The 16,918-nt window shown below is 71.4% G+C and carries 15 protein-coding genes; 12 read left to right on the forward strand and 3 right to left on the reverse strand.

From position 1 onward, the window contains the following. Positions 1-112: 112 nt before the first annotated feature. The 5 genes from EIO00_RS08185 (at position 113) to mshC (ending at position 4,384) form a co-directional block, all read left to right on the forward strand. Positions 113-808 (forward strand): MSMEG_4193 family putative phosphomutase, encoded by a 696-nt coding sequence (locus tag EIO00_RS08185; RefSeq protein ID WP_140176768.1) that lies wholly within the window; start codon positions 113-115, stop codon positions 806-808. Between the two features lie 56 nt (positions 809-864). Continuing rightward, positions 865-1,425 carry a DUF3090 domain-containing protein gene (locus EIO00_RS08190; protein WP_140176770.1) on the forward strand — a complete coding sequence of 187 codons (561 nt, stop codon included), beginning with the start codon at positions 865-867 and terminating at the stop codon, positions 1,423-1,425. A 64-nt stretch (positions 1,426-1,489) separates the two neighbouring features. Further along, positions 1,490-2,266 carry an SCO1664 family protein gene (locus EIO00_RS08195; protein WP_140176772.1) on the forward strand — a complete coding sequence of 259 codons (777 nt, stop codon included), beginning with the start codon at positions 1,490-1,492 and terminating at the stop codon, positions 2,264-2,266. Positions 2,267-2,297: 31 nt separating this feature from the next. Beyond that, positions 2,298-3,071 (forward strand): NRDE family protein, encoded by a 774-nt coding sequence (locus EIO00_RS08200; protein ID WP_140176774.1) that lies wholly within the window; start codon positions 2,298-2,300, stop codon positions 3,069-3,071. 65 nt (positions 3,072-3,136) lie between these two features. Next, complete coding sequence (mshC, locus tag EIO00_RS08205) at positions 3,137-4,384, forward strand: cysteine--1-D-myo-inosityl 2-amino-2-deoxy-alpha-D-glucopyranoside ligase (RefSeq protein WP_140176776.1); 1,248 nt, start codon at positions 3,137-3,139, stop codon at positions 4,382-4,384. Positions 4,385-4,438: 54 nt separating this feature from the next. Here mshC and EIO00_RS08210 read toward each other — a convergent pair whose 3' ends face one another. The 3 genes from EIO00_RS08210 to EIO00_RS08220 all read right to left on the reverse strand — a co-directional run bounded on the left by EIO00_RS08210 (position 4,439) and on the right by EIO00_RS08220 (position 6,625). Continuing rightward, a complete protein-coding gene (locus EIO00_RS08210; RefSeq protein WP_140176778.1) occupies positions 4,439-4,984 on the reverse strand; it encodes a TrmH family RNA methyltransferase in 546 nt (181 codons plus the stop codon). Between the two features lie 136 nt (positions 4,985-5,120). Further along, complete coding sequence (locus EIO00_RS08215; protein ID WP_140176780.1) at positions 5,121-5,981, reverse strand: PAC2 family protein; 861 nt, start codon at positions 5,979-5,981, stop codon at positions 5,121-5,123. Positions 5,982-6,163: 182 nt separating this feature from the next. Further along, entirely contained in the window at positions 6,164-6,625 is a 462-nt protein-coding gene (locus tag EIO00_RS08220) for a universal stress protein (RefSeq protein ID WP_140176782.1), read from the reverse strand. A gap of 133 nt (positions 6,626-6,758) precedes the next feature. On the opposite strand from EIO00_RS08220, the gene metH reads away from it, so the two are divergent. The 7 genes from metH to EIO00_RS08255 all read left to right on the forward strand — a co-directional run bounded on the left by metH (position 6,759) and on the right by EIO00_RS08255 (position 16,890). Next, positions 6,759-10,238 (forward strand): methionine synthase, encoded by a 3,480-nt coding sequence (gene metH, locus EIO00_RS08225; RefSeq protein WP_140176784.1) that lies wholly within the window; start codon positions 6,759-6,761, stop codon positions 10,236-10,238. A gap of 71 nt (positions 10,239-10,309) precedes the next feature. Then, positions 10,310-10,981 (forward strand): HAD family hydrolase, encoded by a 672-nt coding sequence (locus EIO00_RS08230; protein WP_140176787.1) that lies wholly within the window; start codon positions 10,310-10,312, stop codon positions 10,979-10,981. A 133-nt stretch (positions 10,982-11,114) separates the two neighbouring features. Further along, positions 11,115-11,534, forward strand: coding sequence for a hypothetical protein (locus EIO00_RS08235; protein WP_140176789.1), 420 nt, complete (start codon positions 11,115-11,117; stop codon positions 11,532-11,534). Positions 11,535-11,909: 375 nt separating this feature from the next. Continuing rightward, positions 11,910-12,908 (forward strand): ABC transporter permease, encoded by a 999-nt coding sequence (locus EIO00_RS08240; protein WP_140176791.1) that lies wholly within the window; start codon positions 11,910-11,912, stop codon positions 12,906-12,908. A 39-nt stretch (positions 12,909-12,947) separates the two neighbouring features. Beyond that, complete coding sequence (locus EIO00_RS08245; RefSeq protein ID WP_140176793.1) at positions 12,948-14,693, forward strand: ABC transporter substrate-binding protein; 1,746 nt, start codon at positions 12,948-12,950, stop codon at positions 14,691-14,693. Positions 14,694-14,788: 95 nt separating this feature from the next. Beyond that, a complete protein-coding gene (locus tag EIO00_RS08250) occupies positions 14,789-15,799 on the forward strand; it encodes an ABC transporter permease (RefSeq protein WP_206664076.1) in 1,011 nt (336 codons plus the stop codon). Then, a complete protein-coding gene (locus EIO00_RS08255; protein WP_140176795.1) occupies positions 15,799-16,890 on the forward strand; it encodes an ABC transporter ATP-binding protein in 1,092 nt (363 codons plus the stop codon). The genes EIO00_RS08250 and EIO00_RS08255 overlap by 1 nt, the downstream gene beginning before the upstream one ends. Positions 16,891-16,918 lie beyond the last annotated feature (28 nt).

The raw sequence follows: 16,918 nt of genomic DNA on the forward strand, positions 1-16,918 counted from the left end.
CGTGCGCCCGGTCGTCCCGCGGCCCTCTCGCCGCCCCGCGGCGCGGCGGGCTCCCGCGGGCGCGCGGGGCCGGGGTGATCGTCCGCACCGGATCTTGCGTAGAGTCGGGACCGTGACCACGCTTCTGCTGGTGCGGCACGGCCTCACCGAGCTGACCGGCCCCGTCCTGGCCGGCTGGACTCCCGGGGTGTCCCTGAACGACCGGGGACGCGCCCAGGCGCGGGCGGTGGGGGAGCGGCTGGCGTCCGTCCCCCTGGCGGCGGTGGTGTCCAGCCCGCTGGACCGCTGCCTGCAGACCGCCGAGGCGATCGTCTCCGCCCCCGGGCGCGACGGACCGCACGAGATCCACCGCGACGAGCGGTTCGGCGAGGTCCGCTACGGCGACTGGACCGGGCGGCCGCTTGAGGAGCTGGCCGCCGAACCGCTGTGGAAGGTGGTGCAGACCCATCCCAGCGCGGTGACCTTCCCCGGGCCCGAGGGGGAGGCGATGGCCGCCGCCCAGCACCGGGCGGTCGCCGCGGTCCGGGACTGGAACGCCCGGATCGCCGCCGAGGCCGGACCGAACGCCGCCTACCTGGTGTGCAGCCACGGTGACATCATCAAGGCGATCGTCGCCGACGCCCTCGGTCTCCACCTGGACCAGTTCCAGCGCATCCACGTCGAGCCGGCGTCGCTGACCGTGATCCGCTACACCGAGCTGCGGCCGTTCGTGATCCGGCTGAACGACACCGGCGGCGGCGTCGACGGGCTGCTGCCGCCGCCGGACGCCGCGCCGGAAGGCGACGCGCCGGTGGGCGGCGGTGCGTAAGGTCATGCCACAGGGGCGTCGACTCACCGGTCGGCCTCTGGGAGGGAGGTCTCCTCATGCCCGTCATCAGCTATGACCAGCCGGACAGGTTCGTGGCCGGCGCCGTGGGGCGCCCGGGCGAGCGCACCTTCTACCTGCAGGCCCGCGCCGGCGGCCGGATCACCAGCGTGGCGCTGGAGAAGTTCCAGGTGAGCATGCTGGCCGAACGCCTGGAGGAGCTGCTGGACGAGGTGCTGCGACGCAGCGGCGGCACCGCCCCGGTGCCCGCGGTCACCCCCGCGGAGCTGCGGGACGAGGACCCCCTCGATCAACCGGTGGAGGAGGAGTTCCGGGTCGGCACCATGGCGCTGGCCTGGGACCCGGAGGACGAACGGGTGGTCATCGAGGCCCAGGAGGCCACCGACCGGGAGGGGCCCGAGCCGCTGACCGCCGAGCCCGGCGAGGACGACCCGCCGATCTCGGTGCTGCGGGTGCGGATCACCGCCGGGCAGGCCCGCGCGTTCGCCGAGCGGGCCATGAAGGTGGTCTCCGCGGGACGTCCCCCCTGCCCGCTGTGCGGGCTGCCGCTGGACGCCGCCGGGCACGTGTGCCCCCGGCAGAACGGGCATCTGCGGTGACCGGCCGGAGACGGCGCGGCGGACCGGGTTGGCCGTCGCCCCCCGCGATCAGGACAATGAGCCCATGACGCAGCCCTCCCGCGACCCCGCCGCGGCCTCCGGCGGCACCGTCGACCCGGCCGACGTGGCGACCGCCGAGCGGCTGCTGGCCGAGGGCCGGCTGACCGTCGAGGGGCGCCTGGTGCAGGCCTCCAACGCCACCCTGTACTGCACCGTCGAGCACGACGGGCTGCGCGCCGCCTGCGTCTACAAGCCGGTGGCGGGGGAGCGGCCGCTGTGGGACTTCCCCGACGGCACGCTGGCCGGCCGGGAGGTCGCCTCCTACCTGGTGTCGGAGGCGATGGGCTGGCACATCGTCCCCCCCACGGTGCACCGTGACGGGCCCTACGGCCCCGGCATGGTCCAGCTGTGGATCGAATCCGACCCGGACGTGGACGTGGTGGCGCTGTCGCGCTCGCAGGACCCGGCGATTCGCCGGGTGGCGGTGTTCGACGCGGTGATCAACAACGCCGACCGCAAGATCGGGCATCTGCTGCCGCCCGGCGACGCCCGACCCGGCCACGTGTACGGCTGCGACCACGGGGTCACGTTCTCGGTGGACTACAAGCTGCGGACGGTGCTGTGGCAGTGGCGGGGCGAGCCGTTGCCCGAGGAGGCGCTGGAGGCGCTGCGGCGCCTGGACGGGCGGCTGCGCTCCGGGCCGCTGCGGCGGCGGCTCGGCGAGCTGCTCACCGCCGAGGAGATCGACGCCACCGTGCACCGGGTGGAGCTGATGCTCAAGCACCGCATCCACCCCTACCCGCCGGAGGACTGGCCCGCCGTTCCCTGGCCCCCCTACTGAGCATGCGCGCCCGTAATGATCCAATGGGGGCATGTGTACGGCGGTGGTCGCTTTCGACCCCTTGTCTCCTTGTCCGGTGCTCCTGGCCGGGGTGCGCGACGAGTTCGCCGACCGGCCCTGGCTGCCCCCCGATGCGCACTGGCCGGACCGCCCCGGCCTGATCGGCGGCATCGACCTGCAGGCGGGCGGCACCTGGCTGGCCGTGGCCCCCGACGCGCCGCGGGCGGCGTGCGTGCTCAACGGGCAGGGCCGCCCGGCCCCGCCCGACGGCCGGATCTCGCGCGGTGAGCTGCCGCTGCGCGTCGCGGCCGCCGGCGAGATCGGCGACCTGGACCTGGCGCGGTTCGACCCGTTCCACCTGGTCTGCGTCGAGCCCGCGACGGCGCGGCTGTGGAGCTGGGACGGCGTGGAGCTGACCGAGCGCAAGCTCTCGGCGGGCCTGCACATGATCGTCAACACCGGGCTGGAGGGTCGGGAGCCGCACCCGGAGGCGCATCCGCAGGCCGTCGCCCAGATGGCGGCGCGGGTCGCGCACTTCCGGCCGCTGCTGGAGGCCGCGCCCCGTCCCGAGCCGCGCGGCGGGACCGTCGCCGAGGCGTGGGGCGCCTGGCTGCCGCTGGTGGAGGGCGGCGGCCTGGACCGCGAGGACCCCCGCGCCCTGGTGCTCAGCCGCGACTTCGGCGACGGGCGGTTGTGGGGGACCTCCTCGATCAGCCTGGTGGCGCTCTCGTCCGACGGCGTCCGCTACGACTTCACCGCCGCCCCCGGCGACAGGAGCGCCTGGACGACGGTGCTGTCCGCCTGATAACGGGACGGCGGGCTGCGATCTCCGCTTCAAGGTCGATTCGGTGCACAGATAAGCTTTCAGGCATGCGATCGTGGTCCGCCCCCGAGGTGCCCCGTCTGTCCGACGCCGGTCTCACCGGACCCGCGGTGCCGTTGCGCCTTCACGACACCGCCTCCGGCGGGATCCGGCCCGTCGAGCCCGAGGGCCCGACCGCACGGATGTACGTGTGCGGCATCACCCCCTACGACGCCACCCATCTCGGCCACGCCGCCACCTATCTGGCGTTCGACCTGGTCAACCGGGTGTGGCGGGACGGCGGCCACGAGGTTCGCTACGTGCAGAACGCCACCGACGTCGACGACCCGCTGTTGGAACGTGCCCAGCAGATCGGCGAGGACTGGCGGGCGCTGGCCGACCGGGAGATCGCGCTGTTCCGCCGGGACATGACCGCGCTGCGGATCCTGCCGCCGGACGAGTACGTCGGCGCGGTGGAGGCCATCCCGCTGATCATCGAGATGGTGGAGCGGCTGCGCGCCCGCGGCGCGGTCTACGAGGTGGACGGCGACCTGTACTTCCCGATCGCCGCCGACCCGGAGTTCGGGCAGGTCAGCGGGCTGTCCCGGGACCAGATGCTGCCGCTGTTCGCCGAGCGCGGCGGCGACCCGGACCGGCGCGGCAAGAAGGACCCGCTGGACGCGCTGCTGTGGATGGCGCAGCGGCCGGGCGAGCCCGCCTGGGACTCCCCGTTCGGCCGCGGCCGCCCCGGCTGGCACGTGGAGTGCTCGGCGATCTCCATCCGCTATCTGGGCATGGCCTTCGACGTCGAGGGCGGCGGCTCGGACCTGGCGTTCCCGCACCATGAGATGAGCGCCTCGCACGCCCAGGTGGCCACCGGCGAACGCCCGCACGCCAAGGCGTACGTGCACGCCGGCATGGTCGGCCTGGACGGCGAGAAGATGTCCAAGTCCCGCGGCAACCTGGTGTTCGTCTCCCGGCTGCGGGAGGGCGGCGCCGACCCGATGGCGATCCGGCTGGCGCTGCTGGCCCACCACTACCGCTCCGACTGGGAGTGGACCGACGGGGACCTGACCCGCGCCGCCGAACGCCTGGAGCGCTGGCGCGCCGCCGTGCGGCTGCCCGCCGGCCCCGCCGCGGCCCCGGTCGCCGCCGAGGTCCGCCGCGCCCTGGCGAACGACCTGGACGCCCCCGCGGCGCTCGCGGCCGTCGACCGCTGGGCCGAGCGGGCCCTGTCCGCCGCGGGCGACCCGGACGAGGCCGCCCCCGCCCAGATCCGCGCCCTCGCCGACGCGCTGCTGGGCGTCGAGCTGTAGCCGGACCGGCCGGGCCGCCGCGAGGCCGCCCGGCGACGGGCCGGGCGGCCCCCGCTACACCAGCCCGGCCAGCTTGTAGAGCACCAGCGATCCGGCCACCGCCACGTTCAGGCTCTGCCCGGTGCCCACCATCGGGATCTCCACCGCGGCGTCCAGCAGATCCAGCGCCTCGGGGGGGATGCCGTGCTGCTCGTGCCCCAGCACCACGACGGTGCGGGTCCGCGCCGGAGGCAGGTCGGCCAGCCGGATCGCCTCGTCGGCCAGCTCCACCCCGATCACGCGGCTTCCCCGGGCGCGCTGCCGTTCCAGCCACGACAGCGGGTCGCCGACCCAGTGCACGCAGGACGGGTGCCGCAGGGTGTTGCCGCGCCGCAGCGCCTCGGGCACCCAGGGGAACCGCGGCACGGCCAGGCAGGCGCCCACCGCGTCGCAGGTGCGCAGCAGCGTCCCCAGATTGGCGCCGTGCAGCGGCCACAGCGGGGCGGCGATCAGGTGGTCCCAGCAGGAGTGCGCCCGGCGGCGCCGCTGGCGGCGCAGCTCGCGGCGGGGCCGGACGCGGAGCGCGGGGGAGGCGGGCCGCCCGGCCCGCACGGCGGTCATCGCGCCGAGGGGCGCACACCCCTCCGGAAGGTCGGAACGTCCATGCTTCGGCGCACTTGGCGGCGTGCGCGGGCCATCGACGACACGGGGCCGGCGAACGGTCGTTCCGCCAGCCCCGTCAAGTGTAGATCACGTCTCAGCCGTTCTCCCGGCCCCGCAGATACCGCTCGAACTCCCGGGCGATGGCCTCGCCGCTGGCCTCCGGAAGCTCGGCGGCGTCCTTCTGCTCCTCCAGCGCCCGCACGTACTCGGCCACCTCGGTGTCCTGCTCGGCGAGCTCGTTGACGCCGTGCTCCCAGGCGCGGGCCTCCTCCGGCAGCTCGCCCAGCGCCACGGTGAGTCCCAGCAGGTCCTCGACCCGGCGCAGCAGCGCCAGCGTCGCCTTCGGGGACGGCGGGTGGGACACATAGTGCGGCACCGACGCCCACAGCGCCACCGTGCCGATGCTGGCCTTGGCGCAGGCGTCCTGCAGCACCCCCAGGATTCCGGTCGGACCCTCGTAGCGGCTGGGCTCGTACCGGTGGGGCTCCAGGTGCAGGCCGCCGGCCGCGCTCGGGCCGGAGGTGGAGCCGCTCACCGGCACCGGGCGGGTGTGGGGGGCCTCGGCCAGCAGCGCGCCCAGCAGCACGCCGGTGCGCACGCCGAGCCGCTCCAGCGCCTCGATCAGCTCGCGGCAGAACGACTTCCAGCGGATGTTGGGCTCGATCCCGCGGATCAGCACCATGTCGCGCTCCGATCCGGGCGGACGGGCCCACGAGATGCGGGTGGTGGGCCAGGTGATGCTGCGGTGGACGCCGTCGACCAGCTCCACCGTCGGGCGGGTCACCTGGAAGTCGTAGTAGTCCTCCGGATCCAGCTCCGCGAGCGGGGACGCGTCCCAGGCGGACTCCAGATGCCGGATCACCCCGCTGGCCGCCTCCCCGGCGTCGTTCCAGCCCTCAAAGGCGGCCACAAAGACCGGGTCGACCAGCTCGGGCACGTTTTCGAACTCGATCACCCCGCGCCTCCTTCCGACCTAGGTACAGCGTCACGGCGCGCGCCGTTGTTCCCGGGCGGGGCCGGGCCGGCGGCTGCGGTCGGCCGCTCATGATCGAATGAAGCCACCCTACGTCCTGGGGCGCCCGCGCGTCCTCCGCCGCGGGTCCCGGCCCGGCCGGGCCGGGACCCGCGGCGGACGGGTCACTTCCTGCCGTCGGTGGTGTGCACGATGAGGATGTCGCACGGCGCCCGGTGCGACAGGTTGGCCGGCACCGAGCCCAGGATCCTGCCGGCCAGGCTGTTGAGGCCTCGGTTGCCGACGACCAGCAGGTCCGCCTTGCGCTCCTTGGCCGCCTTGACGAGCACGTCCACCGCGTCGCCCTGCACCGCGATCTCTTCGATCTCCGTGGCGCCGGCCGCCACCGCCCGCTCCCGCGCCGCCCGCAGCGCGTCCTCGGCCGGAGTCGCCCCCTGGACCTTGTAGGCCAGATCGCCCAGCTGGTCGGCCGCGCTGAGCCGGTCGCGCTCCCGCATCGGGTAGTACGCCGTCACCAGCACCAGGGTGGCCTCGGTGTCCGCGGACAGGCGCGCGGCTGCCTCCACCGCGCGGAAGGAGGAGTTCGAGCCGTCGGTGCCGACGAGGATGGTGCGGTACGAGCCCATCGCCGCTCCTTACCGGGGAGTTAGTTACCGAAAGGAAACTTATCCGCTCCCCTATCGTCCCGTCACGGGATGCGGTGTTATTCACCTCCCTCTCCGAGGGTTCGGGAAAGGGCTGCGGCTAGAGTTGTGGGCTATGAGTGCATCCCCACAGTCGTTGCGTCAGGCTCTCCGGGAACGAGTCGTCGTGGCGGACGGCGCGATGGGGACGATGCTCCAGGCGCAGAACCCCACCCTGGACGACTTCCAGGGCCATGAGGGCTGCAATGAGATCCTCAACGTCACCCGTCCGGACATCGTCCGGGCGGTGCACGAGGCCTACCTGGACGTCGGCGTCGACTGCATCGAGACCAACACCTTCGGCGCCAACCTGGGCAACTTCGGCGAATACGGCATCGTCGAGCGGATCGAGGAGCTGTCCGAGGTCGGCGCCCGCATCGCCCGCGAGGTCGCCGACGCCTACTCCACGCCCGACCGGCCCCGCTGGGTGATCGGCTCCATGGGCCCCGGCACCAAGCTGCCGACGCTCGGCCACGTCACCTACGCCGAGCTGCGCGATGCCTACGAGCGCAACGCGGCCGGACTGATCGCCGGGGGCGTCGACGCCCTGCTGGTGGAGACGTGCCAGGACCTGCTGCAGGCCAAGGCCGCCCTGAACGGCGCCCGCCGGGCCATCGAGGCCGCCGGCGTCGACGTGGTGCTGATCGGCCAGGTCACCATCGAGCAGAACGGCGCCATGCTGATGGGGTCGGAGATCGGCGCCGCGCTCACCGCGTTGGAGCCGCTGGGCCTGGACCTGATCGGCCTCAACTGCGCCACCGGCCCCGCGGAGATGAGCGAGCACCTGCGCTACCTGGCCCGGCACGCCCGCATCGGCCTGTCCTGCATGCCCAACGCCGGGCTGCCCGAGCTGACCGCCGACGGCGCCCGCTATCCGCTGACCCCGCAGGAGCTGGCCGACGCCCACGAGATCTTCGTCCGCGACTACGGCCTGTCCCTGGTGGGCGGCTGCTGCGGCACCACCCCCGAGCATCTGCGCCTGGTCGTCGAGCGCGTCCGGGGGCGCGAGGTCGCCGCCCGCCGGCCGCGTCCCGAGCCCGGCGCCTCCTCGCTGTACCAGCACGTCCCGTTCCGCCAGGACACCTCCTACCTGGCGATCGGGGAGCGCACCAACGCCAACGGCTCCAAGGCCTTCCGCGAGGCGATGCTGGCCGAGCGATGGGACGACTGCGTGCGGATCGCCCGCGACCAGGCCCGCGACGGCGCCCACATGATCGACCTGTGCGTCGACTACGTGGGCCGCGACGGCGTGTCCGACATGCGGGAGCTGGCGTTCCGGCTCGCCACCGCCTCCACCCTGCCGATCGTGCTGGACTCCACCGAGCCGGACGTGCTGCGCGCCGGGCTGGAGATGCTCGGCGGCCGGGCGCTGGTCAACTCGGTCAACTACGAGGACGGCCGGGGCCCCGGGTCCCGGTTCCACCGCACCATGACCGCCGTCCGCGAGCACGGCGCCGCGGTGGTGGTGATGTGCATCGACGAGAACGGCCAGGCCCGCACCGCCGCCGACAAGGTCCGCATCGCCTGCGAGATCATCGAGGACCTGACCGGCGAGTGGGGGATGCGGCTGGAGGACATCGTCGTCGACTGCCTGACCTTCCCCATCGCCACCGGCCAGGAGGAGACCCGCCGCGACGCCCTGGAGACCATCGAGGCGATCGCCGAGCTCAAGCGCCGGTACCCGGACGTGCAGACCACGCTGGGCGTCTCCAACGTCTCCTTCGGCCTCAACCCGGCCGCCCGGATCGTGCTGAACTCGGTGTTCCTCAACGAGTGCGTCAACGCCGGGCTGGACTCGGCCATCGTGCACGCCTCCAAGATCCTGCCGATGGCGCGGATCCCCGACGAGCAGCGCCGGGTCGCGCTCGACCTGGTCTACGACCGGCGCCGCGAGGGCTATGACCCGCTGCAGCGGTTCATGGAGCTGTTCGAGGGCGTGGACGCCGCGTCGATGCGCGCTTCCCGCGCCGAGGAGCTGGCCGCGCTGCCGCTGTGGGAGCGCCTCAAGCGGCGCATCATCGACGGCGAGGCCGACGGCCTGGAGGCCGACCTGGACGAGGCGCTCACCCAGCGCCCCGCCCTGGAGATCATCAACGACGTGCTGCTGGACGGCATGAAGACCGTCGGCGACCTGTTCGGCTCCGGACAGATGCAGTTGCCGTTCGTGCTGCAGTCCGCCGAGGTGATGAAGACCGCGGTGGCCTACCTGGAGCCGCACATGGAGAAGGTCGAGGGCGAGACGGGCTCCAAGGGCCGGATCGTGCTGGCCACCGTCAAGGGCGATGTGCACGACATCGGCAAGAACCTGGTCGACATCATCTTGAGCAACAACGGCTATGAGGTGATCAACCTCGGCATCAAGCAGCCGATGTCGGCCATCCTCGAGGCCGCCAAGGAGCATCGCGCCGACGTCATCGGCATGTCCGGGCTGTTGGTCAAGTCCACGGTGGTCATGAAGGAGAACCTGGAGGAGCTCAACGCCCGCGGCCTGGCGCGCGAGTGGCCGGTGCTGCTCGGCGGCGCCGCGCTCACCCGCTCCTACGTCGAGCAGGACCTGGCCGAGATGTTCGAGGGCGAGGTCCGCTACGCCCGCGACGCCTTCGAGGGTCTGCGGCTGATGGACGCCTTCATGGCCGTCAAGCGCGGCGAGGAGGGCGCCCAGCTGCCGCCGCTGCGCAGGCGGCGGGTCAAGGCCGGGGCGACCCTCAAGGTCACCGAGCCGGAGGACATGCCGGCCCGTTCCGACGTGGCCGTCGACAACCCGGTGCCCGAACCGCCGTTCTGGGGCGACCGCATCGTCAAGGGCGTCCCGCTGGCCGACTATGCGGCCTTCCTGGACGAGCGGGCCACCTTCATGGGCCAGTGGGGCCTCAAGCCCGCCCGCGGCGACGACGGCCCGAGCTATGAGGAGCTGGTGGAGACCGAGGGGCGTCCCCGGTTGCGGATGTGGCTGGACCGCATCCAGTCCGAGGGCCTGATCGAGGCCGCCGTCGTCTACGGCTACTTCCCGGCCGTCAGCGAGGGCGACGACCTGGTGATCTTGAACGAGGACGGCTCGGAGCGGGAGCGGATCACCTTCCCCCGGCAGCGCCGTGACCGGCACCTGTGCCTGGCCGACTTCTTCCGGCCGCGCGAGTCCGGGGAGACCGACGTGGTCGCCTTCCAGCTCGTCACCGTCGGGTCGAAGGTGTCGCAGGCCACCGCGGAGCTGTTCGCCAAGAACGCCTACCGCGACTATCTGGAGCTGCACGGCCTGTCGGTGCAGCTCACCGAGGCGCTGGCGGAGTACTGGCACGCCCGGGTGCGCGCCGAGATCGGGTTCGGCGAGGAGGACCCCGACGACCTGGAGGGCTTCTTCAGGGTCGACTACCGGGGCGCCCGCTACTCCTTCGGCTACCCGGCCTGCCCGGACCTGGAGAACCGCGCCGTGGTGATGCGGCTGCTGCGGCCGGAGCGGATCGGCGTCGCCCTCTCGGAGGAGTGCCAGCTGGTGCCCGAGCAGTCCACCGACGCCCTCATCGTGCACCACCCCGAGGCCAAGTACTTCAACGTCTGATCCAGCGGCCTTCAACGTCCGAACCAGCGGCGTTCGCGCCGCCGATCCCGGGCCGGGCCCGGGGAAGGGGGATGTGCGTGCCCGACACCGGGCCGCAGGCCGTCCTGTTCGACATGGACGGCCTGCTCATCGACTCTGAGCGGATGTGGTTCGAGGTCGAGACCGAGGTGATGGCCTGGCTCGGCGGTCCCTGGGGTCTCGAGCACCAGAGGAAGATGGTCGGCGGCTCGCTGGGCCGGGCCGCCGCCTACATGCTGTCCCTGACCGGGCCGGTCGCCTCGCAGCGGGAGGTCGAGCGGCGGCTGCTGGAGGGCATGGCGGAGCGGCTGAGCGAGTCGGCCCCCCTGATGCCCGGGGCCAAGGAGCTGCTCGCCGAGGTGCGCGCCGCGCAGATCCCCACCGCCCTGGTCTCCTCCAGCCACCGGGTGCTCATCGAGGCCGTGCTGGACGGCGTCGGCCGGGAGAACTTCGACGTCACGGTGGCCGGCGACGAGGTCGCGCGGCACAAGCCCGACCCCGAGCCGTATCTGACCGCCGCGGCGCGGCTGGCGGTCGATCCGCGGCGCTGCGTCGCCCTGGAGGACTCGCCGACCGGCGTGGCCGCCGCCGAGGCCGCCGGATGCGTCACGGTCGCGGTGCCGGGGGTCGTCCCCGTGCCCCCCGCGCCCGGCAGAACCGTCGTCGAATCGTTGCAGGATCTTGATCTCGCCGTGCTGCGGGACCTGGTCCGCGGGGCCCGCTGAGGCCCTCGGGAGGACCTCCGTCGGGAGGATTCGCGGAGAACGGGAACCCTGCGCCCGGATGAGGAGTCTTTCGTTATGTACGTGTGACGATGGTCGTGGACGCGTACGCGAGGACGAAGGCGGGGGACCCGGCATGGGAGACGAGATGCTCTTCATGATCAGCCTCGGGATCACGGTGCTGGGGCTGGTCATCAGCTACGGAGTGGGCAAGCGCCGGGGCGCCGCCTCGGGGTTGCGCGGCGTCTCGCTGTCGCTGATCCCGCTGGCGGCCGCCCTGACCGGCGTCACCGAGTTCATCGCCGATCTGGTGCTCAGCCCCGCCCGGTGGGTCGGCGTGGCCCTGGCCGGGCTCGCCGTGCTGCTGTACCTGGTCTCCGGCGTCATGCTCAGCCGCCGGGGCCCCGGCGGCGCCCTGGAGGGCGGCGGGCGGACGGCGCGCGGGGAGCAGGGGGCGGGCCGCCCCCGGCGGGCCGTCGAGCGCTCTGCGGGCCCCGCCGCCGACCCCGAGATGGCCGAGATCGAGGAGATCCTGCGCCGCCGCGGCATCACCTGATCCGCCGGCCGGGCCGGAAGTCCTCCCGACGAGCGGCGGCCTCCACGGCTGATCGGTATCACCTCGGACTCGGAACGGTAAAGCTTCCTGCGGCGCCCTCGGTTCGATTTGGCACCGGGTACCTACTCGCACGTAATATCTGGGCGTTTTGTCCTCCCGGGTGATCCTGACCCGTCAGCGCCCCAGATGACGACGTGATCACAAGTCGGACACGGGTACTTTCGGGCATTGGTCCCGGGATGGATGCTCAGTGCTGGAGGGCTAGGTTTCCCTCCAGCGAACGCGCTGTCAGGAGCAGGAAGCCCCGGGTGCGCCCACCCGGGTCCGTGCCCTGACTGCTCGGCAGCGTTGCCGACGTGCAGGGAGGTACCGAGCGTGACCGCGCCGATCGAGGTGTCCGGGTCTGAGACGCAGGCTCAGCCCGAGGCCGTCCTCGAGGGGGTCGAGAAGAAGTCCATCCAGGGCCGTTCGCTCGGCCAGATCGCCTGGATGCGGCTCAAGCGCGACAGGGTCGCCATGGCCGGCGGCGTCGTGATCGTCCTGCTGATCCTGCTCGCGGTGTTCGCGCCCCTGGTGGTCCGTCTGCTGGGGCACCCGCCCAATGAGTTCCACCAGGACCTCATCGACCCCACGCTCGGCAAGCCGCTGAAGCCCTTCGGCGGCGTCAGCGCCGACTTCCTGTTCGGTCTCGAGCCGGGCAACGGCCGGGACGTGTTCAGCCGGGTCGTCTACGGCGCCCGGGTCTCGCTGCTGGTCGGCTTCCTGGCCACCCTGGTCGCGGTGGTGATCGGCACCACCCTCGGCGTCGTCGCCGGCTACTTCGGCGGCTGGGTGGACTCCCTGATCGCCCGGCTGATGGACATCTTCCTGGCCTTCCCGCTGCTGCTGTTCTCCATCGCGGTGGTCGGCGTGATCCCGCAGCGGATGTGGGGACTGAGCGGGAACGGGCTGCGGATGGCCGTGCTGGTGTTCATCATCGGCTTCTTCAGCTGGCCCTACATCGGTCGTATCGTGCGCGGCCAGACCCTGTCGCTGCGCGAGCGCGAGTTCGTGGACGCCGCCCGCAGCCTGGGGGCGAGCAACACCTACATCATCGTCCGGGAGATCCTGCCCAACCTGGTGGCGCCGATCCTGGTCTACGCGACCCTGCTGATCCCCACCAACATCCTGTTCGAGGCGGGACTGTCCTTCCTCGGCGTCGGCATCAATCCGCCCACCCCCGCCTGGGGGAGCATGCTGTCGGACGCGATCGGCACCTACCGCATCGCCCCGCACTTCGTCCTCGCGCCCGGCCTGGCGATCTTCGTCACGGTCTTGGCCTTCAACCTGTTCGGCGACGGTCTGCGGGACGCGCTCGACCCGCGCACGCGCTGAACGGATGCCTGGGAACACCGATCTATGAAAGGGCACTTGATGAAAAGTCCCAGATTGCTGGCCCTCACAGCGGCCGGAACACTCGCCCTCAGCCTGGGGCTGACCGCCTGCGGTGGTGACGACGAAGGCGGCAACGGCGGAGGCTGGAACGCCGCGGTCAACAAGGTGCACAACCCTTCCGACAAGAAGGGCGGTGTCCTGCGGATGGCCATCAGCAGTGACATCGACAGCACCGACCCGGGCAACATGTACTACGCCTGGTCCACCAACTTCTCCCGGCTGTACTCGCGCAGCCTGCTGACCTACCCGGCCAAGCCGGGACCGGAGGGCGGCAAGCCGGCGCCGGACCTGGCCGAGTCCCTGGGCGTGCCCAGCGACAACAACAAGACCTGGACCTTCAAGCTCAAGAAGGGCCTCAAGTACGAGGACGGCTCGGAGATCAAGGCCCAGCACATCAAGTACGCGGTGGCCCGCACCTTCGACCGCGGTGTGCTGCGCAACGGCCCGTCCTACTTCTCCCAGCTGCTGGACGCCGACGGCTACAAGGGCCCCTACAAGGACAAGAACCTCGACAACTTCAAGGGCGTCGAGACCCCCGACGACTACACCGTCGTCTTCAAGCTGAAGAAGCCGTTCCCCGAGTTCAACGAGCTGGTGAACTTCTCCGGCCAGACCGCGCCGGTCCCGCCGGAGAAGGACACCGGCGAGCGCTACGGCCTGCGGCCGTTCTCCTCCGGCCCCTACAAGTGGGAGGGCAACTACCAGCCGGGCAAGGGCGGCACGCTGGTCCGCAACGAGTACTGGGACCCCAACACCGACCCGCACCGCAAGCAGCTGCCCGACAAGATCGAGGTGAGGGCCGGCCTGGACGCCCAGGAGCTGGACAACCAGCTGCTGTCCGGCCAGATCCACGTCGACCTGGCGGGCTCGGGCGTGCAGGACAACGCGCGTGCCCAGATCCTGCAGGACGAGAAGCTCAAGAACAACGCCGACAACCCGCCCGGCGGCTTCCACTGGTACATCCCGATCAACACCAAGGTGATCGACAACGTCGAGTGCCGCCGGGCGATCGTGTGGGCCACCAACCGTGACGCCCTGTGGCGCGCCTACGGCGGTGACGTCGGCGGTGAGCTGGCCACCTCGATCATGCCGCCGACCGTGGTGGGCCGTGAGAAGGGCACCGACCACTTCACCAAGGCCGAGAAGGGCTACACCGGTGACGTGGAGCAGGCCAAGGCCGCTCTGCAGCGCTGCGGCAAGCCCAACGGCTTCGAGACCACCATGGTCTACCGCAGCGACCGGGACAAGGAGAAGGCCGTCGCCGAGGCGATGCAGCAGTCGCTGGCCCGGGTGGGCATCAAGCTGAACCTGCAGGGCTACCCGGCCAACACCTACACCAACGACCAGTTCGGCTCCCCGTCCTTCAACAAGAAGAACAACATCGGGCTGGGCACCTACGGCTGGCTCGCCGACTGGCCGACCGGGTACGGCTACCTGCAGGCCATCACCGACGGCGACGCCATCGTCGAGAGCGGCAACGCCAACCCGTCCGAGCTGGACGACCCGCAGATCAACAAGTGGTGGGACGAGGTCATGACGATCGAGGACCCCGCCGAGCGGGCGAAGATCTACAACCAGATCGACGACCGCGCCCGCAGCGAGGCCGCGATCCTGCCCAACGTCTACGCCCGGTCCCTGCTGTACCGGCCGGAGACCCTGACCAACGTGTTCTTCCACCAGGGCTACGGCATGTACAACTACTCGACCCTGGGCGTGACCGAGTAACCGTTTCCACCACCTGATTCACGCAGAAGGCAGGTGAGGGCCGCGAGCGGCCGGCCGGGACCGGAGGTCCCGGCCGGCCGCCAGGGCCGACCACTGTGATCGCATTCTTGATACGCCGCATCATCGGAGCGGTGGCGCTGCTGGTGGTCATCAGCATGGTGACCTTCGCCATCTTCTTCCTGCTCCCCAGACTGGCCGGCACCACTCCCGATGACCTGGCCTCCCGGTTCGCCGGACGCGCGCCGACCCCGCAGACCGTGCAGGCGATCAAGGAGCGGTTCGGCTTCGACGACCCGGTCCCGGTGCAGTACGGCCGGTTCGTCAAGGCGATCGTGCTGGGCGACACCTACGACACCGGCACCGCCAAGATCGACTGCCCCGCGCCCTGCCTGGGCTACTCGTTCCGCACCAACACCAGCGTCACCGAGCAGTTGCTGGACCGGATCCCGGTCACCTTCTCCCTGGTGATCGGGGCCGCGGTGATCTGGTTGCTGGTCGGCGTCTCGGTGGGCGTGCTGTCGGCGCTGCGGCGGGGCACGGTCTTCGACCGGGCGGCGATGGTGATGGCCTTGGCCGGTGTCTCACTGCCGATCTTCTTCACCGGGTTGCTGTCCCTGACCTTCGTCGTGCACGCCTGGGGGCTGCTGCCGTCGGTGTCCTATCACTCCTTCACCGACAACCCGGTCAAGTGGGCGTCCTCGCTCATCCTGCCCTGGACGACGCTGGCGTTCCTGTACGCCGCGATGTACGCCCGGCTCACCAGGGCGGGGATGCTGGAGACGATGAACGAGGACTTCATCCGCACCGCACGGGCCAAGGGACTGCCGGAGCGCACCGTCGTCACCAAGCACGCGCTGCGCGCCACGCTGACACCGCTGCTGACCGTCTTCGGCCTGGACCTGGGACTGCTGCTGGGCGGTGCGATCCTCACCGAGCAGACGTTCTCCCTCAAGGGCCTGGGCAGGCTGGCCCTGGACGGGGTGATCGGCAGCGACCTGCCGGTCGTGCTGGGGACGGTGATGACGGCTGCCCTGTTCATCGTGCTGGCCAATCTGATCGTGGACATTCTGTACGGCGTGATCGACCCGAGGGTGAGGCACAGCTGATGGCCGAGCACAAGCGACCCGCCGAGACACTGGACGGGGCACCGGCCACCGTGACCGCGGACTCGCCCCCGCCGACCGCCTTCCTGGAGGTCCGCGACCTGCGGATCCACTTCCCGACCGACGACGGCCTGGTCAAGTCGGTCGACGGGCTGTCGTTCAAGCTCGAACGCGGCCGCACCCTGGGCATCGTGGGCGAGTCCGGATCCGGCAAGTCGGTGACCAGCCTGGGCATCCTGGGCCTGCACAACCGGCGCAACGCCAAGATCTCCGGGGAGATCTGGCTGGACGGGCAGGAACTGATCAGCGCCTCTCCGGAGGAGGTCCGCAAGCTGCGCGGACGCCGGATGGCGATGATCTTCCAGGACCCGCTGTCGGCGATGCACCCGTTCTACACCGTCGGCGACCAGATCATCGAGGCGTACCGGGTGCACAACGACGTCAGCAAGAAGGTCGCCCGCAAGCACGCCATCGACATGCTGGGCCGGGTCGGGATCCCCAAGCCCGAACGGCGGGTGGACGACTATCCGCACCAGTTCTCCGGCGGCATGCGGCAGCGCGCCATGATCGCCATGGCGCTGTCGTGCAACCCCGAGCTGCTGATCGCCGACGAGCCCACCACCGCGCTGGACGTGACCGTGCAGGCGCAGATCCTGGACCTGATCCGGGACCTGCAGGAGGAGTACAACTCCGCGGTCATCATGATCACCCACGATCTGGGCGTGGTGGCCGAGCTCAGCGACGAGATCCTGGTCATGTACGCCGGGCGCTGCGTGGAGCAGGCCAGCGTGGAGGACGCCTTCTACCGGCCGCAGCACCCCTACACCTGGGGCCTGCTGGGCTCGATGCCGCGGCTGGACCGCGACCGCGGCGACCGGCTGCTGCCGATCAAGGGCACTCCGCCCAGCCTGATCAACGTTCCGGCCGGCTGCGCCTTCAGCCCGCGCTGCGCCTATGCGGAGCTGACCAAGGGCCGCAGCGAGGAGAAACGGCCCGAACTGGTCGAGGTCGAGCCGGGACACCGGGTCGCCTGTCACCTGCCGCTGGAACGGCGCAGGGAGATCTGGGAAAACGAGATCAAGCCGAAGCTGTGACCGATACCGGCGCGAAGGAAGGCGAGAA

Origin of the sequence: Thermomonospora catenispora, assembly GCF_006363815.1 — a bacterium.
Classification (GTDB): domain Bacteria; phylum Actinomycetota; class Actinomycetes; order Streptosporangiales; family Streptosporangiaceae; genus Thermomonospora; species Thermomonospora catenispora.

Excerpts from the sequence above, each read along its gene's own strand:
- EIO00_RS08190 (WP_140176770.1), top strand. The coding sequence starts at position 865 with ATGCCCGTCATCAGCTATGACCAGCCGGACAGGTTCGTGGCCGGCGCC.
- EIO00_RS08195 (WP_140176772.1), top strand. The coding sequence starts at position 1,490 with ATGACGCAGCCCTCCCGCGACCCCGCCGCGGCCTCCGGCGGCACCGTC.
- EIO00_RS08200 (WP_140176774.1), top strand. The coding sequence starts at position 2,298 with ATGTGTACGGCGGTGGTCGCTTTCGACCCCTTGTCTCCTTGTCCGGTG.
- mshC (WP_140176776.1), top strand. The coding sequence starts at position 3,137 with ATGCGATCGTGGTCCGCCCCCGAGGTGCCCCGTCTGTCCGACGCCGGT.
- EIO00_RS08210 (WP_140176778.1), bottom strand. The coding sequence starts at position 4,984 with ATGACCGCCGTGCGGGCCGGGCGGCCCGCCTCCCCCGCGCTCCGCGTC.
- EIO00_RS08220 (WP_140176782.1), bottom strand. The coding sequence starts at position 6,625 with ATGGGCTCGTACCGCACCATCCTCGTCGGCACCGACGGCTCGAACTCC.
- metH (WP_140176784.1), top strand. The coding sequence starts at position 6,759 with ATGAGTGCATCCCCACAGTCGTTGCGTCAGGCTCTCCGGGAACGAGTC.
- EIO00_RS08230 (WP_140176787.1), top strand. The coding sequence starts at position 10,310 with ATGTGCGTGCCCGACACCGGGCCGCAGGCCGTCCTGTTCGACATGGAC.
- EIO00_RS08235 (WP_140176789.1), top strand. The coding sequence starts at position 11,115 with ATGGGAGACGAGATGCTCTTCATGATCAGCCTCGGGATCACGGTGCTG.
- EIO00_RS08245 (WP_140176793.1), top strand. The coding sequence starts at position 12,948 with ATGAAAAGTCCCAGATTGCTGGCCCTCACAGCGGCCGGAACACTCGCC.
- EIO00_RS08255 (WP_140176795.1), top strand. The coding sequence starts at position 15,799 with ATGGCCGAGCACAAGCGACCCGCCGAGACACTGGACGGGGCACCGGCC.